The 22,513-nt window shown below is 50.5% G+C and carries 26 protein-coding genes and 1 other RNA gene; 10 read left to right on the top strand and 17 right to left on the bottom strand.

Annotated features, from left to right (window positions below):
- Positions 1 to 15: 15 nt before the first annotated feature.
- The 13 genes from Q9O24_13035 to Q9O24_12975 all read right to left on the bottom strand — a co-directional run bounded on the left by Q9O24_13035 (position 16) and on the right by Q9O24_12975 (position 9,318).
- Complete coding sequence (locus Q9O24_13035; protein ID MDQ7076037.1) at positions 16 to 399, bottom strand: PTS fructose transporter subunit IIA; 384 nt, start codon at positions 397 to 399, stop codon at positions 16 to 18.
- A gap of 25 nt (positions 400 to 424) precedes the next feature.
- Positions 425 to 1,303: an RNase adapter RapZ gene (gene rapZ / locus Q9O24_13030; GenBank protein ID MDQ7076036.1), complete on the bottom strand. Its 879-nt coding sequence runs from the start codon at positions 1,301 to 1,303 to the stop codon at positions 425 to 427.
- A gap of 53 nt (positions 1,304 to 1,356) precedes the next feature.
- Positions 1,357 to 1,671 (bottom strand): hypothetical protein, encoded by a 315-nt coding sequence (locus tag Q9O24_13025; protein ID MDQ7076035.1) that lies wholly within the window; start codon positions 1,669 to 1,671, stop codon positions 1,357 to 1,359.
- The gene (locus Q9O24_13020; GenBank protein MDQ7076034.1) at positions 1,565 to 2,248 is read right to left on the bottom strand and encodes a hypothetical protein; all 684 of its coding nucleotides are present in this window, start codon (positions 2,246 to 2,248) and stop codon (positions 1,565 to 1,567) included. Before Q9O24_13020 ends, Q9O24_13025 begins: the two co-directional genes overlap by 107 nt.
- A gap of 35 nt (positions 2,249 to 2,283) precedes the next feature.
- Positions 2,284 to 2,751 carry a PTS sugar transporter subunit IIA gene (locus Q9O24_13015; protein ID MDQ7076033.1) on the bottom strand — a complete coding sequence of 156 codons (468 nt, stop codon included), beginning with the start codon at positions 2,749 to 2,751 and terminating at the stop codon, positions 2,284 to 2,286.
- A 222-nt stretch (positions 2,752 to 2,973) separates the two neighbouring features.
- A complete protein-coding gene (raiA, locus tag Q9O24_13010; GenBank protein ID MDQ7076032.1) occupies positions 2,974 to 3,288 on the bottom strand; it encodes a ribosome-associated translation inhibitor RaiA in 315 nt (104 codons plus the stop codon).
- Positions 3,289 to 3,312: 24 nt separating this feature from the next.
- A complete protein-coding gene (locus Q9O24_13005) occupies positions 3,313 to 4,797 on the bottom strand; it encodes an RNA polymerase factor sigma-54 (GenBank protein MDQ7076031.1) in 1,485 nt (494 codons plus the stop codon).
- A gap of 209 nt (positions 4,798 to 5,006) precedes the next feature.
- Positions 5,007 to 5,732, bottom strand: a complete 726-nt coding sequence (gene lptB / locus Q9O24_13000) for an LPS export ABC transporter ATP-binding protein (GenBank protein MDQ7076030.1) — start codon at positions 5,730 to 5,732, stop codon at positions 5,007 to 5,009.
- Complete coding sequence (lptA, locus tag Q9O24_12995) at positions 5,729 to 6,184, bottom strand: lipopolysaccharide transport periplasmic protein LptA (GenBank protein MDQ7076029.1); 456 nt, start codon at positions 6,182 to 6,184, stop codon at positions 5,729 to 5,731. The genes lptB and lptA overlap by 4 nt, the downstream gene beginning before the upstream one ends.
- A gap of 46 nt (positions 6,185 to 6,230) precedes the next feature.
- The gene (lptC, locus tag Q9O24_12990) at positions 6,231 to 6,800 is read right to left on the bottom strand and encodes an LPS export ABC transporter periplasmic protein LptC (protein MDQ7076028.1); all 570 of its coding nucleotides are present in this window, start codon (positions 6,798 to 6,800) and stop codon (positions 6,231 to 6,233) included.
- 10 nt (positions 6,801 to 6,810) lie between these two features.
- A complete protein-coding gene (gene kdsC, locus Q9O24_12985) occupies positions 6,811 to 7,338 on the bottom strand; it encodes a 3-deoxy-manno-octulosonate-8-phosphatase KdsC (GenBank protein MDQ7076027.1) in 528 nt (175 codons plus the stop codon).
- Between the two features lie 17 nt (positions 7,339 to 7,355).
- Entirely contained in the window at positions 7,356 to 8,327 is a 972-nt protein-coding gene (locus Q9O24_12980) for a KpsF/GutQ family sugar-phosphate isomerase (protein ID MDQ7076026.1), read from the bottom strand.
- 178 nt (positions 8,328 to 8,505) lie between these two features.
- Positions 8,506 to 9,318: a VacJ family lipoprotein gene (locus tag Q9O24_12975; protein ID MDQ7076025.1), complete on the bottom strand. Its 813-nt coding sequence runs from the start codon at positions 9,316 to 9,318 to the stop codon at positions 8,506 to 8,508.
- 147 nt (positions 9,319 to 9,465) lie between these two features.
- Between Q9O24_12975 and Q9O24_12970 the strand changes: the two genes are divergently transcribed.
- From Q9O24_12970 to Q9O24_12945, 6 genes are all read left to right on the top strand, one after another.
- Complete coding sequence (locus Q9O24_12970) at positions 9,466 to 10,113, top strand: hypothetical protein (GenBank protein ID MDQ7076024.1); 648 nt, start codon at positions 9,466 to 9,468, stop codon at positions 10,111 to 10,113.
- 42 nt (positions 10,114 to 10,155) lie between these two features.
- On the top strand, positions 10,156 to 10,968 hold the full coding sequence (locus tag Q9O24_12965) for an ATP-binding cassette domain-containing protein (protein MDQ7076023.1): 813 nt from the start codon (positions 10,156 to 10,158) through the stop codon (positions 10,966 to 10,968).
- 5 nt (positions 10,969 to 10,973) lie between these two features.
- Entirely contained in the window at positions 10,974 to 11,753 is a 780-nt protein-coding gene (gene mlaE / locus Q9O24_12960; GenBank protein MDQ7076022.1) for a lipid asymmetry maintenance ABC transporter permease subunit MlaE, read from the top strand.
- 5 nt (positions 11,754 to 11,758) lie between these two features.
- Positions 11,759 to 12,220 carry an outer membrane lipid asymmetry maintenance protein MlaD gene (gene mlaD, locus Q9O24_12955; protein ID MDQ7076021.1) on the top strand — a complete coding sequence of 154 codons (462 nt, stop codon included), beginning with the start codon at positions 11,759 to 11,761 and terminating at the stop codon, positions 12,218 to 12,220.
- Between the two features lie 118 nt (positions 12,221 to 12,338).
- Positions 12,339 to 12,971, top strand: a complete 633-nt coding sequence (locus Q9O24_12950) for an ABC transporter substrate-binding protein (GenBank protein MDQ7076020.1) — start codon at positions 12,339 to 12,341, stop codon at positions 12,969 to 12,971.
- Positions 12,971 to 13,273, top strand: coding sequence for an STAS domain-containing protein (locus Q9O24_12945; protein ID MDQ7076019.1), 303 nt, complete (start codon positions 12,971 to 12,973; stop codon positions 13,271 to 13,273). The genes Q9O24_12950 and Q9O24_12945 overlap by 1 nt, the downstream gene beginning before the upstream one ends.
- A gap of 54 nt (positions 13,274 to 13,327) precedes the next feature.
- Here the strand turns inward: Q9O24_12945 and Q9O24_12940 are convergent, their stop codons facing one another.
- Complete coding sequence (locus Q9O24_12940; GenBank protein MDQ7076018.1) at positions 13,328 to 14,110, bottom strand: TatD family hydrolase; 783 nt, start codon at positions 14,108 to 14,110, stop codon at positions 13,328 to 13,330.
- 67 nt (positions 14,111 to 14,177) lie between these two features.
- On the opposite strand from Q9O24_12940, the gene Q9O24_12935 reads away from it, so the two are divergent.
- Together Q9O24_12935 and Q9O24_12930 are read left to right on the top strand one after the other, a co-directional pair.
- Complete coding sequence (locus Q9O24_12935) at positions 14,178 to 14,759, top strand: hypothetical protein (GenBank protein MDQ7076017.1); 582 nt, start codon at positions 14,178 to 14,180, stop codon at positions 14,757 to 14,759.
- Positions 14,760 to 14,777: 18 nt separating this feature from the next.
- On the top strand, positions 14,778 to 18,236 hold the full coding sequence (locus tag Q9O24_12930; protein ID MDQ7076016.1) for a M4 family metallopeptidase: 3,459 nt from the start codon (positions 14,778 to 14,780) through the stop codon (positions 18,234 to 18,236).
- 22 nt (positions 18,237 to 18,258) lie between these two features.
- Here the strand turns inward: Q9O24_12930 and Q9O24_12925 are convergent, their stop codons facing one another.
- The 3 genes from Q9O24_12925 to Q9O24_12915 are packed head-to-tail and all read right to left on the bottom strand — an operon-like array spanning position 18,259 to position 21,152.
- Entirely contained in the window at positions 18,259 to 18,852 is a 594-nt protein-coding gene (locus tag Q9O24_12925; protein MDQ7076015.1) for a phosphoheptose isomerase, read from the bottom strand.
- 5 nt (positions 18,853 to 18,857) lie between these two features.
- Positions 18,858 to 19,226 carry a YraN family protein gene (locus Q9O24_12920; protein MDQ7076014.1) on the bottom strand — a complete coding sequence of 123 codons (369 nt, stop codon included), beginning with the start codon at positions 19,224 to 19,226 and terminating at the stop codon, positions 18,858 to 18,860.
- Between the two features lie 3 nt (positions 19,227 to 19,229).
- Positions 19,230 to 21,152 carry a penicillin-binding protein activator gene (locus Q9O24_12915; GenBank protein MDQ7076013.1) on the bottom strand — a complete coding sequence of 641 codons (1,923 nt, stop codon included), beginning with the start codon at positions 21,150 to 21,152 and terminating at the stop codon, positions 19,230 to 19,232.
- 78 nt (positions 21,153 to 21,230) lie between these two features.
- Here Q9O24_12915 and rsmI point away from each other — a divergent pair, with 78 nt between their 5' ends.
- Both rsmI and rnpB read left to right on the top strand, forming a co-directional pair.
- Positions 21,231 to 22,082 carry a 16S rRNA (cytidine(1402)-2'-O)-methyltransferase gene (gene rsmI / locus Q9O24_12910; protein ID MDQ7076012.1) on the top strand — a complete coding sequence of 284 codons (852 nt, stop codon included), beginning with the start codon at positions 21,231 to 21,233 and terminating at the stop codon, positions 22,080 to 22,082.
- Positions 22,083 to 22,111: 29 nt separating this feature from the next.
- Positions 22,112 to 22,459: RNase P RNA component class A (rnpB, locus tag Q9O24_12905), an RNA gene on the top strand.
- Positions 22,460 to 22,513 lie beyond the last annotated feature (54 nt).

Genomic DNA, 22,513 nt, shown 5'->3' with positions numbered 1-22,513 from the left:
AGTGGATGAAAGGCTTTAACATTGCATAATGCCGTTGTGAGCCCCTTCAATGGCTTTTTCTGTCAGTTGATCAAGAGGCAGATGGGCGTAGTTAAAAATACGCACCATCATGGCGAGGTTTAGGCCGCCAAGCACCTGTAGCTGGTGTTTATGGCTCAGCTGTTTGGCGATATTGCAGGGAGTGGAGCCGAAAATGTCGGTTAAAATTAATACCCCATCGCCTGAATCCAACTGTTCGAGCAGCCGTTCTGTTTTTTCCAGCAGGCGAGTGGGATCGTCGCTGCTTTTGACTCCGATTGATTCGCTTTTCAGTGGCTTCTTGGCAACGATAAGCTGAGCCGCAGCCAGTACTTCATGGCCGATGTTGTTATGTGTGATGGTTAATAATCCAATGCTCATGGGCAGCCTCCATAGGGGGATTTTCTTACTCTAACTCTCGATGGCGTAAAGCAACGTGTTTGATCTCTTTACGAAAATGTAAGTAGAGTTTTTCGCTGAGAAAGACGGAACGGTGTTGGCCGCCGGTGCAGCCGATGGAGACGGTTAGATAGGAGCGTTTGTCTCTTTGAAAGCAGGGGATCCAACTTTCTAAGAAGCAACGAATCTGCTCAAACATCTGATTGACCTCATCAAATTGCGATAAATAGTCTGCGACATTCTGGTCTCTGCCGGTACTTTCACGCAGCAGCGGTTCCCAGTAAGGGTTGGGCAAACAGCGTACATCGTAGACGAAATCGCTGTCGGCAGGCACGCCTTTTTTAAAGCCAAAAGACTGCACCAGTAAAGAGAGATTGTTATCGGTTTTGGGCAACAGACGCTGCACAATTAAATTACGCAGTTGATAAAGGGAGAGGCTGCTGGAATCGATGATGAGATCGGCCATTAGACGTATTTTTCCTAGTACGACGTTCTCGACTTCGACGGCCTCCAATAATGGAATACCACGCTGTGAGAGAGGGTGTTTGCGTCGTGTTTCACTGAAGCGCAGGAGTAGGGTTTTGACTTCAGAGTGTAGGAAGACAACCTCTACTTGCACCCCAAGGGTTTTGAGTGTCTCTACCGTACTGGGAAAATTTTGCAACTCATTGGCGTCGCTGCGCGCATCAATGCCAACCGCCACATGATTATAGAGTTTGAGGCGAGCCTGTTTTAGGTTTTCAATTAAGGGTAATAACAGCCCAGTGGGTAAATTGTCGATGCAGTAAAAACCTTGATCCTCAAGCGTATTGAGGGCAATGCTCTTGCCGGAGCCGGAGAGGCCACTGAGAATGACCAGTCTCATTTTGTTGTTAGCTGTTGTCATTTAGCATCTTACTCTGCCGAGCAACCATATCACTGGCTGCGTTGTAACCGTTTTCAGACAGTAAAAAAGTTGCGTACTGCCGTCTCGACTAAGACGGCGAGGTTGCGCCCAGGTGCGACGGGCAGGGTGATTTCGGTAATGTCGATTCCCAGCACGCGACGGCTGCGGCTGTTGCCAATAATGCGTTCCATGCCATGGGGGAGGCTGTCGTGTTGGGATTGGTGTTTGAGGTGAATGATCAACTTGAGATACTTGCGTTGTTTAATGGTGGCAGCGCCGTACATGGCGCGAATATTCAGAATGCCCAGCCCACGTACTTCTAAAAAAATCACGCAGCAGTTCGGGACAGACGCCTTCGATAATGTCATGGCTGATGCGAATAAATTCGGGGGCATCATCGGCAATCAAACGCTGTCCACGGCTGATCAGTTCCAGTGCCAGTTCGCTTTTGCCAATGCTGCTCTCCCCAGTAATGAGCAGACCAATGCCGATGACTTCCATAAAAACACCGTGAATGGTGACCCGTTTGGCTAAGGTTTTGGCGAGGTAATCGCGCAGCTTATCAATTAGTTCGTGGCTGGAGAGGGCGGAGCCGAACAGAGCGATTTTTTGTTGATCGGCTAAAATCAATAAATTTTCAGGGATTTCTTGATCGTCAGCGATAATGATGGCGTGGCAATCGTTTTGATAGAGCTGCTTAAGAGTGGGGTTTTCAACGTGTTCTTGTTGCTTGTTTTGCAGATAAAGCAGTTCGTTTTTACCCAAAACTTGAATGCGATTGGGTTGAATGAGGTTGAGATGTCCTACTAGAGAGGGGTGGCTAGCAGAGTCAGGTTCGTGGAACAGCAGCCGTTCCGCGCCATTGAGACCCGCATGCCAAACCAAATAAAGATGGTCTTGCATCGACTCAAACAGCTGTTGGATGGAGAGTTTGTTATTGCTCACGGCTCTTTCCTTAAAAAATGACCCACTAGGTAAGTTTAGGTGTTTTTATCGGAGTACTGTTCCAATAGCTGAAAAAGTTGTGGTGCGTCCTTGCTGTGGCGAAGTGTCTGTCGAAAGTTTGGGTCGCTGAACATTTCAGCCAGTTTGGCCAAAATGTGCAGATGGTCTTCGGTACAGCTGTCGGGAACCAGTAGGGAAAAGAGAATATCAACCGGTTGGCGATCGGGAGCATCAAAGTCTATGCCTGACTTTAACAGTATCATCGCGCCAACGGGATGTTCCAGTGAAGTCATGCGCCCATGAGGCAGAGCCATGCCGTGTCCCAAACCGGTACTGCCGAGGCGTTCTCGACTCAGTAGGGCGTTGAAAATTTCCGCTTGGCTTAAATTAGGGGTCGCAGAGGAGAGCAAGTGGCTGAGGGTTTCCAGTGCTTTTTTGCTGCTGCTGGCAGGTGCTTGATGCACAATGCGGCTGGGGGAGAGCAGTTGTTTCAGTGTGGTCATGAGTCTTGTTCCATGGCGAATTAGCCAGAGTCAAAAGCAATCGCGCGTAGTGTGCCATGCCCATGAGCGATTCGATAGGGTTAAATGTGTGCTGTTTGTATGCTGGGGTATTTGAAGTTAGATTCTTGTATTGAGTAAGATTGCGCAGATGAGTTGGCTGCTACGCTAGATCCAAGTTGGAGTAATCGTAACAGCCTTGGTGAGGTTAAATTACGTTATGCGTTAGGTTTCAATTTGAATTTTCTCGTGTTTGTGATTTTTCTTTTTCTCTTTGTGTTTGATCACTTGACGATCCAGTTTGTCGGCCAATTGGTCAATGGCGGCGTACATGTCGCTTTCAATGGCCTCGGCAAACAGAGTACCGCCACTGACGTTGACGGTGGCCTCTGCTTTTTGACGCAGTTTCTCCACGCTAAGAATAACGCGAATGTCCGTTACATTATCAAAATGGCGTTCAACACGCCCTAGCTTATCCGTTACTGAGCTTCTTAATGCGTCAGTAACTTCGACGTGATGACCGGTAACCGTTAGATTCATGGATTTCTCCTTGCTGGTGAAGTATTAGGCCAGACGTTTGCGCTCATTTGAGGGCGGAATGGTCATGGCCTCCCGATATTTTGCAATGGTTCGACGAGCAACTTGGATGCCTTCCTCTACGAGGATATTCGCAATTTTGTTGTCACTCAAGGGTTTGTTGTGTGGCTCAGCTGCGATCAATTTACGGATCATGGCACGAATTGCCGTGGCAGAACACTCTCCGCCGCTGGCGGTGGAGACGTGGCTGGAAAAAAAGTGTTTGAATTCAAAAATGCCACGGGGTGTGTGCATGTATTTATGCGTGGTGACCCGTGAGATGGTGGATTCGTGCATCTCCAATTGTTCGGCAATGTCGCGTAAAACCATAGGTTTCATCGCTTCATCGCCGTACTCCAAAAATCCGCGCTGACGAGTGACGATAGCGGTGGCCACTTTGAGTAGGGTTTCGTTGCGGCTCTGCAAACTTTTGATAAACCACCGAGCCTCTTGCAGATGATTACGCAAGAAATTGTTCTGCTCGCTTTTGTCGGCACGGCGTACCAGCCCAGAGTAGAGGTTGTTGATGCGCAAACGAGGTGCAATGTCGGGGTTAAGTTCCACCCGCCACTTGCCTTTCTGTTTGCTGACAAACACATCGGGTACGATGTAGGCGGTGTTGTTGCTGGCGATCTGTGAACCAGGGCGGGGCGAGAGAGATTGAATCAGCTCGACTGCGGTGAGCAGCTCTTTTTCGCTGACTTTCATCACTCGGCGCAGGCGAATAAAATCATGGGCTGCCAGCAGTTCGAGGTGGTGCTCCAGTAGGCGCTGTGCGTCTGCCAATCCGGGGGTGTCGCTGGCAAACTGTTGCAGTTGCAGCTGTAAACATTCTTTGGGGTTGCGCGCCCCGACGCCTGGGGGGTCGAGATGTTGAACCCAATTTAGGCTGGTTTGCAGCTCTTGCAGCTCAATGTCGGATTCTTCTTTGAGAATGCCTTCCAAAATGTTCTCTAGGCTGTCGGTCAGGTAGCCGTTTTCGTCAATGGAGTCAATAATGGCGGCGGTGATGGTTTTATCGTTACCACTCAGAGCGCTGAGGTGCATCTGCTCAAACAAGTGGTCGCGTAGATTGTCGATGTCGTTACTTTGAAATTCCAAAAAATCGGGATTCTCTTCACTGGAGGCACTGCCGCTGCTGTAAGAGGGCTCGTAGATGTCATCCCAGACACTGTCCACCGGTAACTCTTCGGGAATGTTCTCGCTGTTGAGATCTTCTATGGGGCTTTCTTCGATGGGGGTTTCGCTGTTTTCTCCGTCAGCCGTTTGATTGGCTGTTTCGCTGTTTTCGTCGGCGTTGTTGTTTTTTTCCGCCTGCTCCTCCTCCATTTCTAACATGGGGTTGGATTCGAGTGCTTCTTGAATTTCGGTTTGTAATTCTAAAGTGGAGAGTTGCAACAAGCGGATGGCCTGTTGCAACTGCGGTGTCATGGTGAGTTGTTGACCGATGCGTAGCTGCAGAGAGTGTTTCATAGGAGAGTGTCTAAATAGATCCCATAAGCGAGTCAGGTTGGAGTGGGGCTTTTCTGGCTACTGTCTTCGAGAGAGTTGTGATGAGCATCTTAGTGTATGTTCTCCTTCGATCAGAATTGTATTCTAGAGTGATTTCAGAGCCAGAGATGAAACGGCTTCGTGTTAAACATAGGCTTTGTCACGGCTAAAGTAAAGCAACATCCGTCCCTTTATAAACGAAAGTCACTGCCTAAATAAACCTGTCTGACTTCTTGATTAGCCAAAATGGTCTCGGAGCTGCCTTCGGCGATGACCTTACCGTCACTTAAGATATAGGCACGTTGGCAAATTCCAAGGGTCTCACGCACATTATGGTCGGTAATCAGCACACCAATGCCGCGTTGTACTAAATGCGTTACGATGCGTTGGATCTCAATGACGGATAGAGGGTCAACACCGGCAAAAGGTTCATCCAATAAAATAAAATGCGGTTCGGCAGCGAGGGCGCGGGCAATTTCCACCCGCCGTCGCTCTCCACCGGAGAGACTGATGCCTTCGTTGTCGCGTATGTGGGTGATTTGCAGCTCTTCCAGCAGCTCTTCCAGCCGCTGTTGACGTTGTACGGAGGTCAGTTCTTCACGTACTTCCAAGATGGCCATGATGTTATTGGCAACGCTCAGTTTGCGAAAGATTGAGGCTTCTTGGGGCAGGTAACCGATGCCCAGTCGAGCGCGGGCGTGCATCGGAAGTTGTGAAATGTCTTGATTATCCAGCCAAATTTGACCTTTGTCTGGTTTAATCAAACCCACTACGCTGTAAAAACAGGTGGTTTTCCCTGCGCCATTGGGGCCGAGTAGGCCGACTACTTCACCGCTGTTGACCTGTAGTGAAACGCCATTGAGAATTTGGCGTTTGCCAAATTTTTTGTAAATATTACGGGCTTGCAGCTGTTTCATGGTGTGCTTGGGGTGTTGGTTTTATTGGGTAATAAAATGATTTTAACGCGACGGTTTTTCTGGCCTTCTTTATTGCCTGAATTGGCCAGCACGGTTTTGTCTTTGCTGTTGTAGTCAATCTGTTCGCTTTGAATGCTCTCGCCTGGACGGGTCAGTTGTGCATTGCCGCGCAGTTTCAGTAAGCCGCTGTCGGTGTGGTAGTGCATCAAAGCGCTGCTGGCATCGACGGGGTTGCCATCGTCGTCCAACTGGCTGAATTTGGCCGGTTTACCTTCGATGCGCAGCCGATTCAATTGACCGTCTCTGTTGTAGAGCGTCATCTGTTCGGCATGGATCTTGGTGCTGCCTTGAATGAAGATGACATTGCCTTTGTAAACACTGAGTTTTTGTTGGTCATCAAATTCGACTCGATCGGCTTCAATGGTAGCCGGTTGTTGACGGTCACTCTGCATGCTCCAGCCCAGTGGTGAAACGAGCAGCAGTAAGGGTAGGAGAAATTTAAGGGGTTGGTACTGCATGATGGCCTTTGACTTGGGAGAGTAGGGTCAGTTTATTCTCATTTAACTCAGCGGTCATGCCGATGGCATTCCAGAGCCCATTTTCTGAGCTGAGTTGTACCGCTTGATCGCTTTTTGCTCGATTTTCAATGCTGTCGAGATGGAGGGTTTGAGTTTCGAGTTTCAGTGCTTCGAGTTGTTTAAAGGCAAGCCGTTGCATAACCACGTTATCGTTCAACACAATTTGTTCACCGTTGCGACTGAGGTGAGCGCGCTGTGCATCAATAATCCAAGTGGCTTGTGCGGGCGTTTGGAGTTTGATGTGTGCAATCCGAACTTGAGTTGAATCATCGTTGGGATAGTGTTCTAGGTGGCTGCCTTGCAAGAGGCGCTGTTTTGAGCCGTCTGAGTTAAATTGATGAATGCTAAAGTTGCGCAGAAAAAAATCGGCGTAATGTTCCGTGCTGGGCTGAGGTCTGCTGGAGAGCCGATCTGGGTGTTTATTGAGCCACCAAGACGCGGTGGCGGCCAGCACCATCAGTAACACGATAAAAATACGGATGCTGTTCATTGAGCTGAGTTTATTTGACCAAGTAGGTCGCTAAAGCCGGTTCCAGCGTACCTTGAGCTTCCATAATCAGCTCACAGACATCCCGCCCAGCGCCCATGCCACCGTTACTGGGGGTGAGCCAATGCGCGTGTTTTTTCACCAAACTGTGCGCGTCTTGCACCGCAATCGCCAAACCAGTGCGGATCATAATGGGCAGATCCATGACGTCGTCACCCACGTAGGCGACCTGCTCTACTGAGAAACCGGTGGCTTGCAACAGCTCTTCAAAGGCAGGCAGTTTTTCTCGGCGGCCTTGGTAGACGTGCTGGATGCCCAGATCCTTGGCACGGTGCTGTACCACTTTGGAGCTGCGACCGGTAATAATAGCCACCTGCACGCCGGAGTCTTGCAACATGCGCAGGCCGTGACCGTCACGGGAGTGAAAGGCTTTGTACTCTTGACCATCGTCACCGATAAACAGCGCGCCGCTGGTGAGGACACCGTCAATATCAAAAATGACCAAGCGGATTTGAGCGGCTTTTTGCTGGATGGAGTGCATAAATTTCTCTGTTTGGGTTAGACCACGCCTGCTCGAAGCAGGTCGTGCATATTGAGTGCGCCCACGAGCCGTTGTTGCTCATCGGTCACCAGTAGGGCATTAATTTTGTACTGATCCATGCGTTGCAGTGCTTCAGCGGCCAGCATATCGGCAGCAATGGTTTTGCATTTGCTGTTCATGACCTCGGCGATGGTGGTCTGATGCAGATTGATCTCTGCATCCAGAGTGCGGCGCAGATCGCCATCAGTGTAAATGCCGAGCATGGTGCCTTGTGCATCAACGATGGCCGTCATGCCAAGACCTTTTTGGGTCATTTCCATTAATGCCTCGCTGAGGCTGGCGTTGTGCAACACACGGGGAATGCCATCGCCCGTGTGCATGATGTCCCCCACATGCAGCAGCAGACGACGACCGAGAGTGCCACCCGGGTGAGAGCGAGCAAAATCTTCGGCAGTAAAATTACGGCTCTCCAACAGCGCTACCGCTAAGGCATCACCCATTACTAAGGTAGCGGTGGTGCTGGCGGTTGGCGCTAAACCCAATGGACAGGCTTCATGACTGACGCTGACATTCAGGTTGGCGTTGGCGGCTTTGGCCATAGTGGAGCTGGGGTTGCCGGTCAGAGTGATCAGAGGAATGCCAAGGCGTTTGATGATCGGGATAATGGTCAGAAGTTCTTGGGTCTCACCGGAATTGGAGAGCGCCAGCACCACGTCTTGAGCGGTAATCATCCCTAAATCGCCGTGGCTGGCTTCGCCTGGGTGAACAAAAAAAGCGGGGCTGCCGGTGCTGGCCAAGGTGGCGGCGATTTTGCCGCCAATGTGGCCTGACTTACCCATGCCGGTGACCACCACTCGACCTTGGCACTCTAGGATCAATTCACAGGCGTGGACAAACTGCTGGTCAATGCGTGACTCAAGTTCTTGCAGTGCGGCGCGTTCGGTTTTGATTACTGCCAAACCCAATTGTTGGAGCTTTTTTTGATTCATGCTATTCAAACGGCCTGCGGATGACGAATGTGTGTGGCAGCATTGCTGTTTGAGCCTTTTGATGAGGAGGTGTATTTAAATCGGCTTAGACCCATTTTGCAAGCCTTGCTTGTGCGTTAAGTAGGGTGTGGGTCAGCAGCGGTCTCGATTGGTGGCTCATCCAGTTCGTCCAGTGCATCTAACTCATCGAGTTATCGAGTTCATCGAGTTCATCGAGTTCATCGAGTTCATCGAGTTCATCGGCGAGATTTTCATTGCTGGGAGTTGTGCCATCATGAACCAAATTTTGCCGACGATGCAGGTAGGCTTCGCGGCTGTAGGCGTAGGGATCTAATGAAGCGGTGTCGAGGATGCTGCTGGTTTTTAGCAGCCGTGCACGAATATTAACCAGATTGAGTGAGACGGCATTCCACATGGTGGCGTTGCCGTACTCCGTGGAAATATTGGTATAAAGTGGGTTGATTAGGCCGTCGGCATAAATACCGATACTGTCACGCACACTGCTTGGGCCAAACAGCGGCAGCACAAAGTAGGGGCCGCTGGGAACACCCCAGAAACCGAGGGTTTGACCAAAATCTTCGTTGTGCTTTTCCAGCCCAAAAGAGCTGGCAAGGTCAATCAGCCCCAGCAGCCCCAGAGTGGAGTTGGTGAGGACGCGGGCGCTGTCTTGCAGTCCTTGTCGGCCTTTCAGTTGCAAAACATCATTGATGATGACAATAAAGTCATCCAAATTACCAAAAAAATTACTGACTCCTGTTTGTACGAAGCTGGGTAAAATAAATTGGTAACCTTTGGCAATGGGCTTGATCAGTGAGCGATCCAGACCGTCGTTAAAGCGGTACATGGATCGATTGTACGATTCCCATGGGTCGTTCTCTTGGGCAGGCCCTGACAGGGTGGCACAGCCAACGGTACTGCTGAGCAGCAGTGCGCAGAGCAGGCGGCGCCCATGATGGGAAAATATTATTGTTGTTTTGTTGGTCTTGGTCATAAGGTTTCATTGGTTCAACGTGCATGTCATGCTGTTTTTGTGGACACATTGTAGGCCAGTGTTGCGACTGGGTGAAGTCTGTTATCGTTCAATCTTGGCGCGATTTTAAGTCAGTGCAGCAAAAAATTTCTGAAAATAGCGATAAAAATGAATAAAACGATGTGTGTTGGCAGTCGCGGTGTGAATCACCCCGCTTGGAATGAGAGTTTTTATCCTGAAGGTTTGCCCGAAGAGTGGCGTTTACGTTATTACAGCAATGAATTTTGCACCTTGCTTTTGTTGCATGACGATATAAAGTTGCTCTCTGATGAAGCTCTTGCTGAGTGGTTGGAGGAGCTTGATGCTGATTTTGTCTTATTGTATGGCGTTGAATTTGACGCTTTTTCGGAGCTGAATGTTTTGCCCTTGGCGCTGCAACAGCGTTTGCAAGCGGTGGTTTGTGATTTACCTGTGTCGCAGCTGGTACATTTGTTAAGTGAAGATGTTCCGCTGCCAGCCAATGTGTCGCTCTACCTGCGCTGTTTGGACGGTGTTCCCAGTGAGGAGCAGTTGGAACAGTTAAGGCAGCGGGATTGGCACCTCTGTTGGCAGATGGCTCAGCCGGACAGGGTTGCCAGTGCACCGGTGCTGTTTTTCGATGATAGCCTGCCGCTGCGTGAATTGCGGGCTCAGTTGCAGTTATTTTTAGCCAGTGATGCCATTGAGTCTGATGAACTGTTGTTGGTACTTGAAGGGCAGCCGCCTTCCATAGAGTATCTGCGTCAGTGCCAGATTTTGGTGGATTTATTGGCTTGATTAATGTCATATACGCGAGGTGAATGAGTGGAACAGGGTTCAATGGAAAATAACGCTAACTTAATTAAAATTCGTGGTTTGCACTTCTCTCGTGGTGAGCGAAAAATTTTCGACGGTGTCAATATGGATATCCCACGCGGTAAAGTGACCGCCATTATGGGACCCAGTGGTACCGGTAAAACTACCTTGTTGAAGTTGATTGGTGCGCAACTGCAACCTGATCAAGGTTCACTCGTAGTGGATGGTCAAGATGTGCATTGCATCTCTAAGAAAAGCCTCTATCAACTGCGACAAAAAATGGGCATGTTGTTTCAGAGCGGTGCGCTGCTGACGGATTTGAACGTTTATGAAAACGTCGCTTTTCCGCTGCGTGAGCACACACAACTGCCTGAACGTTTGATTCGGCCTCTGGTATTGACTCGCTTGCACTCTGTGGGCTTGCGTGGCGCACGGGATCTGATGACCTCTGAGTTGTCGGGTGGCATGGCACGGCGGGTGGCGTTGGCGCGCGCTTTGATTATGGATCCGATGATGATTATGTACGATGAGCCGTTTACTGGCCAAGATCCGATCTCAATGGGGGTTCTGGTGGAGTTGATTCGTACCGTTAATGATGCGTTGAATTTGACCAGCATCATTGTTTCTCATGATGTGCCGGAGACGCTCTCCATTGCCGATTACGCTTATGTGATTTCCAATGGCAAGGTGGTGGCGCATGGCTCTCCGCAGCAGCTTTGGCAATCAGAGTCAGAGTGGGTGAAACAGTTTTTGGATGGCAGAGCCGATGGGCCGGTGCCGTTTCACTATCCGGCGGCTGATTATCAGCAGGATCTGCTGGCAACGGCAAAGGTGTGAGGACGATGAGCACGTATTTGCAAAATTTGGGGCGTTCGGTGCTGGATTTTTTTGAGCGTTTGGGGCGCGGGCATCTGTTTTTGTGGCAGTTGTTGCTCAGCTTGCCTATGCTGCTGCGGCGTTTTTCTCTGGTGATCCAGCAACTGCACTCCGTTGGGGTATTAACTCTGCTGATTACCTTGGTGGCCGGTCTCTTTGTCGGCATGGTGCTGGGGTTGCAAGGCTACAATACGCTGGTGGATTTTGGTGCTGAGGAGTCCCTTGGGGTGATGGTGGCCTTGACTTTGGTGCGGGAACTGGGGCCGGTGGTGGCCGGTCTGTTGTTTGCCGGTCGTGCCGGTTCGGCTTTGACCGCCGAGATTGGCTTGATGAAAGCCACCGAGCAACTCTCTGGGTTAGAAATGATGGCGGTTGATCCGTTTAAACGCATCTTAGCACCGCGTTTTTTGGCCGGTTTTATCGCGTTACCGTTGTTGGCCTTGATGTTCAGCGCCATTGGCGTGATGGGGGGGTATTTGGTCGGGGTGCCGTTGTTGGGCATTGATGAAGGTGCCTTTTGGTCGCAGATGCACGCTAAAGTGGATTTTGTTGAAGATGTGCTCAACGGGGTAATTAAGAGTGTGGTTTTTGGGCTGGTGATCACTTGGGTTGCGCTGTTTGAAGGCTACGATGCGCTACCGACCTCGGAAGGGGTCAGCCGAGCTACGACACGCACTGTGGTGCATGCTTCGTTGGCTATTTTAGGGTTGGATTTTGTGCTAACCGCACTGATGTTTGGGAGTTAAACGCAATGGCTAAGCGCAATATCGAAATTATGGTGGGTCTGTTTGTGGCGTTGGCTTTGGCCGCGCTGTTTATGTTGGCAATGAAAGTAAGCAATATCAGTGGTTTGCAGGGCGGTCAGGGCTATCATTTGACCGCCCATTTTGACAACATCGGTGGCTTGAAGGTGCGTGCGCCCGTGACCGCAAGCGGCGTTTTGGTCGGCAGGGTAAGTGCGATTCGTTACGATACGCAGCAATTTCAGGCAGAGGTGACGTTGTTAATTGAGCCGCAGTACGCTCAGTTTCCTGAGGACAGTTCGGCCAGTATTTTTACCGCTGGTCTGTTGGGTGAGCAGTACATTGGTTTGGAGCCGGGCGCCGAAGAGGTGGTTTTACGCGAAGGTGATGAGCTGCAAGTGACCCAGTCGGCGATGGTGTTGGAAGAGCTGATTGGCAAATTTTTGTTTGATAAAGCCAGTGGTGAGTAGTTTTGTGACTGAGAGGGTGTTTTTGGTAAGCGCTCTTGGGTACAACCTGATGGGCGAACTTAGTCCGTGTCAAAAACACTAAATGGCTCTAAACAACGTTTGGATTGGATAAAAAATAATGAAAACCGTATTGAAATTTTTGGCTTTTTCTCTGTTATCTGCATTTTCAACGCTTGCCTTGGCAGACTCTCCGCAAGAGATGGTAATCAAAACCACAGACTCTCTGTTTGAACTGCTGAAAAAAGAGCAGGATCGCCTTCAGTCTGATCCGGTTTTTTTGCGTCAACAGGTGGATGAGCTGATTTTGCCTCATATGGATTTCAATGCCATGACGAAGCTGGCGGTGGGTAAAAACTGGCGTAAGGCGACCGCCAAACAGCGTCGGGAGTTGGAAGCTCAATTCCGTGAACTGTTGGTCAGTACCTACGCCAACTCCTTGTCTGAATTTGCCAAACATGAGATCAAATTTTTACCCTTTCGCACCAGTTCGCGGAAAAATCGCGCCCAAGTTCGCTCTCAGGTGTTGCAAGCGGGTGCGGCTTCCATCTCAATGGTTTATCGTCTACGCAAGAAAAAAGAGCAGTGGAAAATTTACGACATCACCATTGATGGCATCAGTTTGGTGACCAATTATCGCAGCAGTTTTACCGGTGAAGTGAGTAAAAATGGCATTCAAGGGCTGATCAAGGTGCTGCAAGATAAAAACCAACGTTTGGCCGATAAACAGACCGCTGTGGCTGAGCCGTCTTAATGTTAGATTGTCGCTTAGAACCGCTCTCTGCAGGTCTTTTTACGTTACACGGTCAACTTGATTTTGACAGTGTGGTGACTCTATTGGCAAGTTCAGAGCGTCAGTTTGATTGGTCTGCATCCGTTGTGATTGATCTGCAGGCGGTGAGTGACTCCAACAGCGCCGGTTTAGCGCTGCTATTGGAGTGGATGCGCTTGGCGGCTGAGCAGCAACAGAAGGTGTGCTTTCGTAATCTGCCATTGCAGCTGATCCAGATAGCCCAGATCAATGGGTTGCAAGAGCTGCTGCCGCTGGAGTCGTGATTTAATTACGAGATTGGCTCTGACACTTTAGGCCTCTTTTTCATCTTGCTCGTTTCAGATCAAGCTCTCAACCTTAAACAGCCGTCTGAAATTGTCACTGGAGGCTTTAGCGACCTCTTCAAAGCTGATGCCACGCAGCTCGGCGACCTTTTCTGCTACGTGTTTCACCAGTGCCGGATGGTTGGCTTTGCCGCGATGAGGCACGGGTGCCAGATAAGGTGAATCGGTCTCAATCAGAAGTCGGTCTAGGGGGATGTTTTGCGCCGCCTCTTGAATTTCGGTGGCGCTTTTAAAGGTGACGATACCGGAAAAAGAGATGTACAAACCCAACTCCATTGCCTTGTTGGCCGTGGGTAGATCTTCGGCAAAACAGTGCATCACACCACCGACTTCAGGGCCACCTTCTTCAGCGAAGATCTTCAAGGTGTCTTCACGGGCGGAGCGAGAGTGAATAATTAAGGGTTTTCCACAGTGTCTGGCAGCACGAATGTGAACGCGAAAACGCTCGCGCTGCCACTCCATGTTTTCATTTTCCCAGTGGTAGTCGATGCCGGTTTCGCCAATGGCGATTACCTTGTCCCGTTTTGCCAGTTGAACTAAAGTCTCGACATCAGGCTCTTGCCCTTCTTTTTCGGTGGGGTGAACGCCGACAGAGCACCAGATGTTGTTGTGTGTTTGGGTGGGCTGAAAAACGTCTTCGAAATGTTCGAGATCAATGCAGACATTGAGAAAGGCATCAACCTGATTCTCTTTGGCGGCCTGTAACATGGTCTCAAAATTGTCTGCAAAGGGAGCAAGTTTGACTCGGTCTAAGTGGCAATGGCTGTCGATGAGCATGAGGGTCTGTCCTAATTGAGGTGGTTGGAGTATAAGTCAACCGTGTTGTTTTTGAGGAGAAATTAAGATGAAGCGCATTGCTTTGGGGTTGTGGGTGTTGCTGGGTGCGGTGGCCTGTTCCTCCGGTGTGCGCGATTCTTCTGTGGGTGCAGCAACGGTATCGCTGGAGCAGCAGACGGCGCTGGCTTATTTACAGCGGCATAAAATGCGTTTTCAGCTCGACGACCCTCAGCAGCAATTGACCTTGCTGCGCCAAAAAAGAGATCTATTGGGGTTTCAACATCTGTCTTTTCAGCAAATGCAGAACGGTGTGCCGGTTTGGCGGGCGGTGTTGCGGGTACACATCAACCGTGCTGGTGAGGTTTATCGGGTCACGGGTAAGGGTGTGGCGGGTTTGACAGCGGTGGCGACAGAGCCGCAACTGGGTGTGGATGAGGTTGCGCAGTACGCGGTTGCGTTGATGCCAGCTGGACTAAATGTGTGGAAAGTGACATCGGCCAAGCTTTATGTTTACGCACCGTGGCAGAATGGGAAAAAACTGGTGTATCAAGTGGAGTTGCATCGTGGTTTGATCCGCCAATTTTTGTTGTTGGATGCTGACGATGGTCGCTTGATCAAACGCATTGCAGGTACGCCATCAATTTATTAGCGCGGTTGGGAGTGGTACATGGTGGAAAAAAAAGGGATCTCTAAAGGGCTGTTGTTGTTATCAACCACGGCCACGGTGTTGCTCAGTGGGTTTGCGTATGCTGAGGTCACAGGCCATTTAAAACAGCCCTTTCAAGGTGCTGTGCCGCAAGGGTTTTCTGTTTCGCAGGGCATTGTTGAGCCTCGGCTTGCATCACGTCTGAAACCCATCAATAAACGTTTCCGCTCGGCGGGAGCAGCAGAGCGGCGTTTCCAGCAGTTATCGAGTTTGCCTTTGGGGCAAAAAACCCGTTCTGTTTCTGGTCAGTCTTTGATCAGTGAGCAGCAACAACAAGGCTTGCGAGCCTTGCAACATCGCAGTAGCACAGCTTTGCAGGTTGCTTTTGATCGGAGCAGTGGCACGCCGACCTTTATCAAAGCGCACCTGTCCGCTTTGCCTTCGCTGCGTTTGTTGAACGGTGAATTGGATTACAAAACCGCTGCTAAGCGGTTTTTGTTAAACAATCGTGCTTTGTTGCGGCTGAAAAATCCAGCCGATGAAATGCAGCTGCAAAAATCCGTGACCGATTCGGCGGGGCGGCAGCATCTCTTTTACCAGCAAATGCATCAAGGTTTGCCGCTGTGGGGTCAGCAGCTCACGCTGCATCTGGATAAACAGGCCAATCTTTATCTGGCCAACGGGCGTTATCAGCCGAGTTTGACCTTGGCGACGCAGGCGACCTTGAGCACGGCTGATGCAGAGGCGGCGGTGAAAACGGCGCTGAAATTAACACACGTGCAGCAGATCAACAGCGAATTGATGATCTACATGGATCAGGTTGCTCCTAAGCTGGTTTATAAAGTGGATGTTCAACCGAGCATGTCAGATCGTTGGCTCTATTTTATTGATGCTCACACAGGATTTGTGGTGCATAAAATTCATAATATTCATCACTCTGTGCAGTCCTCTACGGGGGTTGATTTGCTGGGTAAACAGCAGTTTTTTAACAGTTGGTTGCAAAATTCTACGGATTATTTAATGGTCGATCCGACCTTGCCGCTCTCTGATGTCACGGCGGGTTACGATCCGGTGGCCAATGGCCCTAATGCCACCGGTGATACGTTTATTTTGACCGCCAATAACGGCGATGGTACAAACCTTTCGTTTGTCAGTAACAGCAGCGCCAATGGCGGTTGGGATGCTACGGCGATCAGTGCCATGTCCAATACCAAAGTGGTTTATGACTATTATAAAAATACCTTTAATCGCCAAAGCATAGATGATAAAAATAAAAATTTAATGGTGGTGGTGCATTTTGGTCAGGGTTTAGATAATGCGTTTTGGAACGGTACGTTTATGGTTTACGGTGACGGGGGGCAAATTTTTAAGCCTTTAGCGCAATGTTTGGATGTGGCCGCCCATGAAATGACGCACGGTGTGATTGAAAGCTCTGCCAACCTGATCTATGAAAATCAGAGTGGGGCACTGAATGAGTCTTTTGCCGATGTGTTTTCGATGATGGTGGATCGTGATGATTGGTTGGCGGGAGAAGATTGTACTCGCCCAGCACCGTTTTTTTTGCGCAGTGTGCAAGACCCCTCTCAGGGACTGGATCCTCAGCCGACGAAAATGAGTGAATATAAAAACATGCCGAATACCCCACAAACCGATAACGGTGGGGTACACGTCAACAGTGGCATTCCCAATCGAGCGGCGTATCTATTGGCAGAAGGTTTGAGTGTGGAGGGTTTGGGGGTCAGTGTTGGGCGGGCAAAAGCGGAGCAGATGTATTATCGAGCGTTAACGGTTTATTTGACCGCCTCGGCGCAATTTATTGATGCCAGGCGTGCGTTAGTGCAAGCCGCTGAGGATTTGCATGGCGTGGGGGCGGCTGAGGTGGCTTCGGTTAAAGCCGCTTGGGATGCGGTGGAAGTGTTTGATGGGGCGACAGGTGCAACGGCACCTTCGCCCACGACTCCTACGACCACCGATGTGGTCAATGGTGCTGATGTCATGTTCTATCTTTACCCTAGAAGGGACACTGTGGGCACAGTGATTCAACATGAGCTGTTTGCTCAGACAATGTCCAATCCGTTTACCGGTTACGATCAAAACAGTGATCTTCAGTTGAGTTCACGGGCCGCGTTTGACACCCGTCCTGCGGCTTACACCGACAGCAGTGGCACGTATGCTTTTTTTGTTGCTGATGATAAAAACTTGTATCAAGTGGATTCTCTTCGTCAAGAAGTGCAAATCACCAATACGGCGGATATGTGGGGTTTTGCCATCTCTCCTGATGGTCGTTATTTGGCCTATGTAACCAGCTTATCCAGTGATGATCAAATTCATATTATGGATTTTTCCACCACGCCGCCTTCGCGCTTGGATTACAGCGTGCCATTGCCCAGCTATCAAAATGGCTCCCAAGCGTCGCTTGGTTTGGTGCATTACGCCGATTCATTGAATTTTGATTACAGCAGCCGTGTGCTGGTGTTTGATATGTTGGCGTGTACCTCACTGCCCAATAATTCGTGTGTGCAAGGTTTACCTACCGATTCAGCGAGTGGGTTGTCAAATGGTTTGAATTATTGGTCGGTTGGTTTTTTGGATCTCTCTTCTTCGACAATAACGGTGCCGGATTTTTCGTTTCCTTTTCCAACTCAAAATCCAGAAGTTGATTTGGGTTATCCCATGTTTGCTTCCAATAGCAATCGTGTGATCGCGTTGGATTTTATTGAAACCTTGGCAAATCAGAGCCGACAGTCTCAAGTTTTAATTCTTGATTTTGAGACTCAAAGTAGCAATTTGATTTACACCCAACAGACGACAGGCATTGCTTGGGGACAGCCCACCTTTTGGGGTAATGATGATTTTATGTCAATCAATTTGCCTGCCACGACCGGCGTGAGCAGTTCAGCAATCCGAATTCCAATTCAAGGTGCAAATTCACCCACGCCCTGGCAGGGGGATGCGACTCAGGCTGAGGTTTTAAATCAGCTTGGTGTTGCCGCGCCACTGATGCATCGGGCGGGTGTGCGCCAGCTTTCTGGCGCATTGTCTTTAGACCAATCGCTGTTGAGTTTCGGTTCGCTGGTGTTGGGTGAGCAACGTGTTTTGAACATCACGGTGAGCAATCAGGGAAATCGGGATGTGGATATCAGTAATGTTGTCCTTTCGGGGCAGGGTTTTAGTCACAACGCCACCAATACCCGTTTGGCTCGTGGGGCGAGTTTGATTGTGGCAGTGAGTTTTAGCCCGCAGTTGGCTGGAACTCAAGTGGGTACGTTGACTTTTGAAAGTAACGGTACACCAACGAGTTTGTCACTTTCATTAACCGGCACAGGCTTTTCAGTGGGAACGGGAACGGGAACGGGAACGGGAACGGGAACGGGAACGGGAACGGGAACGGGAACAAGCAGTGGTGGTTTGTTAAGCGGAACTGAAGTGCTGTTTGGTCTATTTTTACTTTGGGCAGTCAGGCGTAGAAAGGCGGCTTAATACAATGCCGTGAGGGTCTTCTTTACTCACGGCCAAACAAGTGCTGGTCAATCAGATCACATAGGCAGTGAATCAGCAGCAGGTGATTTTCCTGAATACGCGCAGTGGAATTTGAAGGCACACGCAGCTCAATGTCATCGGCTTTGAGTTGCTCGGCCACCGCACCGCCATCTTTACCGCTTAAAACCAATACCGACATCTCACGTTCATGAGCGGTTTTAATCGCGGCGACCACATTGGCCGAATTGCCACTGGTGCTGATGGCCAGCAGCAGATCACCTTTTTGACCCAAGGCCTGAATCTGGCGAGCGAAGATATTTTCGTAACGGTCGTCATTGGCAATGGAGGTCAGACACGCGCCATCGGTGGTCAAAGCAATCGCTGCTAAGGCCGGTCGGTCGCGCTCAAACCGGTTAACCAATTCAGAGGCAAAATGGCTGGCATCGCCTGCCGAACCGCCGTTACCACAGCTTAAAATTTTTCCGTTCTGCTGCAAGGTTTGCACTAATAGTTGGCTGGCTTGAACAATTTTTAGCAGCAGATTTTTTAGGGTCTGCTGTTTGCTCTGCACGCTGGCTGAAAAGTGCTGCTGAATAAGGTCGCTGGAGTTGATCATAGGTTTTAGTAGGCTTGAAAAGCGTCTTTGATCCATTCGATTTGATAAGGCATTTTTGCGCCGCTGAGGGCAACCACGTCAAAACGGCTGTAACAGCGTTCACTGAGTTTTTTCATCTGCAGATAGAGTTGGGCGGTACGGATTAATTTCTGCTGTTTCTTCCGGGTGACGCTGGCCGCCGCGCCACCGAAGAGATTATTTTTACGATAACGCACTTCCACAAAGAGCAAGCCGTCGGCGTTGTCCGTCATGATCAGATCAATCTCACCCATTTTGCAGCGAAAGTTACGTTCGAGCAGTGATAAACCCTGTTGTTGCAGATATTCCAGCGCCATGGTTTCGGTGCTCTGCCCCTGTTCAACGCTGTTTGGCATCGGTTAATTTACCAACTGATTTTCAGCACGCGGGGTGGGGATGCTGATGGGTTTGGCGGTGCCTTTGTGGAACTGTGCCCAACGCAGTTCTCGGTGCAGCCGGTTGTCATCACCGAGCGAGAGTAGGCCGGTTTTACCCGGAAACAGGGGGGCAGCTGGGTTGTGCATCTGTTTTAGGTACGGCGCGATCTGGAAAGCATCGTAACCCAGTGCATAGAGTTGGGCGTAGCGGCGCATGCTCTTTGGCCACAGTTGGTGAAACTGTTGATAGGTTTTCAATTCTTCATCGTTGTTGGGCAGCAACCAAGGCGTGCCACAAAAAATAATGCCCTCCATGTCTTTATCCGCATCACGATTGAAGGCACCACGATAGAGTTTCGAGGTCGCAAAGGTGGGCAGATCGCCAGAGTGGTGAAACTTGAGTTGTGGTTTGATCAGTCGCGCTTGCGCGGGGTTGGCAGCGATAAAGACCATGTCCACATCTTGGCGGCGGCGGGGTTCAAATTTGATGCTCTGCAGGCCAATGGTGCGTTGCAAATTGCGCTTGCGCTGTTTGCTGGCACCGAGTTTCATCAGCTGTTCGATGGGGGCGGTGAAATCGCTCTCCTTGTTGCCGTAGTTGGCGTGTTCTAACAGTTGACCTCCCAGCTGGCTAAACTCTGCTTGAAAGGCGTTCACCAAACGTGTGCCCCAAGAGGTGTTGGGTACCAAGGCGACGGCATTGCGATAACCGAAATTAAAGGCCGCGCGCGCCACTTGGCGTGCTTCATCTTCGGGCAGAAGACCAAATTGGAACAGGTTTTCTGTTTCTGTTTCTACGTTGATGTCGGCGTAGTTAAGGCTCAGAGTGGGTACGGCCAGTTTCTCCTGCTGACGAAACTGATTGATGTCCGTTTTGGAGAGCGGGCCGATAATGAACTTGGCTCCCTCTTTTATGGCGTGTTGGTAGCTGGCGCGAGTGGTGGTGCCGTTGCTGACATCGTAGATGCGGATTTCAGGTTGGGGGGTGTTGGCGGACTGCTGGTAGGCAGCGGCTAAAAAACCATCACGCACGGCGGTGGCTGCTGCTCGGTAGCGTCCAGTAAGAGGCAGCAGTAGGGCGATCTGTTTGGGGTGAGCTGCGGAGTTTGTTAGTTGTTGATGCAGGGCTTGAAAAAAGGCGCTGCTGATGGGGTGCTCAGGATAGAGTGCGCGCCAGTTTTGAATGGCTTGCCAAGTGGTGCTGAAGGAGAGGCGTGGGGTGAGGGCGGTGTAATTTAGCTCGGCCCAGCCTTGGGCGTTGGGGTTGGGTGCGTGGGCACGCAGCTCGTTGATGGCGCTGCGTGGTTGGGCGGAAAGCAGTTGCCAAATTTGTTGCTGGTTTGCCAAGACGGCTTCATTGTCGCTGAGTAGGGTTTCACGTTGTTGCAGAGCAGTGAGGGCTTCCCGCCAATCGCCTGAATATTGGTAAGCGCTCGCTTGCAGAGACAATTGCTCGGCTTGTTCTTGGTCATTGCTGGCTTGCATACGTGACAGCAACCCCAAGGCGCGTGCGCCGTTCTGTTCTGCCAAAGCGGCTTGCACGTCCAAACGTAATTTTTTGCGCAGTAAGCTGGGGTTTTTGGTCAACGCTTTTTCATTGATCTTGTTAAGATGCTCGACGCCCAATTCGGGATAGCCGTGGTTGAACAGCAGCTCGGCTGCGAGCAGTTGATAACGCTGACGCAGCGGTGTTGCGGCTTTCATAGCCAACTGTTCATAGAGACGAACGGCACCGAGGGTTTTGTCTTCGGCGACCATTTGTGCTGCTTTTGTCACTGCTTGTGGGTCAAACTGGGTTTCTAAAGGTGGGCCTTTGGGCGTGGTTTGACAGGCAGAGAGGCTGAGCAGAAGCAGGCTGTAGATCAGCAAAGCGCGGAGAGAAAAGGTGGGTTGCATGGTGGCCATAGGTTTTTAGGGTCTGTTGGCTGAGTCGGTTTTAAACGTTAGTTATTGAGTGGCGCAGTATCTGTGCTGGGGGGAAGTGTGTCAATTCAGTTTGGGATCTTGTATGTGGTGGCAACACCGATTGGTAATCTTGCAGATATTACGGAGCGCGCCAAGAAGGTGTTGGCTCAGGTGGATTTGGTGGCCGCAGAAGACACCCGTCACAGCGGTCGTTTGTTGAGCGCCTTAGGGTTGAAAAAGAAGATGTTGGCGTTGCACGACCACAACGAGCGTCAGCAGGCGGTGGTGGTGGTGGAGAGGTTGAAAGAAGGTCAATCCGTGGCGCTGATTTCTGATGCCGGTACGCCGCTGATCAGTGATCCTGGTTATCATCTGATTAAATTGGCGCACGAGGAGGGGGTAACGGTTTCGCCCATTCCAGGAGCCTCGGCGTTGATGGCGGCTCTGTCGGTCAGTGGTTTGCCAACGGATCGATTTGTTTTTGAGGGGTTTTTACCGGCGCGCTCGGCTTCGCGCAAAAAACGGTTGCAAGAGCTGGCCAGCGAGCAGAATACGCTGATTCTGTTTGAGTCCTGTCATCGAATTGTGGATTCATTGCGGGACATGCTTGAGGTCTTTGGTGCTGAGCGTTGGGTGGCCATGGGACGAGAGTTGACCAAAACCTTTGAAACCGTGCGCCGTGCGCCGCTGGCAGAATTGTTGGCTTGGGTGGAGGCCGATCCGATGCAGCAAAAGGGCGAGTTTGTCTTGATTGTGGCGGGTGTTGAAGCTGAAGTTATTGATGAGAGTGAGCAGCAGTTGCAACGCTGTTTGTTGTTGCTGTTGCCGGAATTGCCGCTCAAAAAAGCCGCTGGCGTGGCGGCAAAACTGGTCGGCGTGGGGAAAAACCAAGCCTATCAAGTGGCGTTGGTATTAAAAAACCGTTCGTGAAAAAAGCGCTTTGTGTTACGCTGCGCGCCGGAGTTGGCCAGGCAGTCGCTCCGCTTTCGGGCGGGGAGGAAAGTCCGGGCTCCATAGGGCAGAGTGCCAGGTAACGCCTGGGGGGTGTGAACCCACGGCCAGTGCAACAGAGAGCAGACCGCCTAAGCAGTTTCGACTGCCGGTAAGGGTGAAAGGGTGCGGTAAGAGCGCACCGCGCTGATGGTAACATTCAGTGGCATGGTAAACCCCACTCGGAGCAAGACCAAATAGGGGAACATTGGTGCGGCCCGCACTGTTCCCGGGTAGGTTGCTTGAGGCAGACGGCGACGTCTGTCCCAGATGAATGACTGTCCTCGACAGAACCCGGCTTATGTCCGACTCCACCTTTTTTCTTTTTTGTCCTATTTGTCAACAAAGTCATACAGCCATTGTATGAAGCG

The organism is Gammaproteobacteria bacterium, from assembly GCA_030949385.1.
In the GTDB taxonomy this organism is placed as follows: Bacteria; Pseudomonadota; Gammaproteobacteria; order JAUZRS01; family JAUZRS01; genus JAUZRS01.
This window is presented reverse-complemented; position numbering and strand designations above follow the sequence as displayed.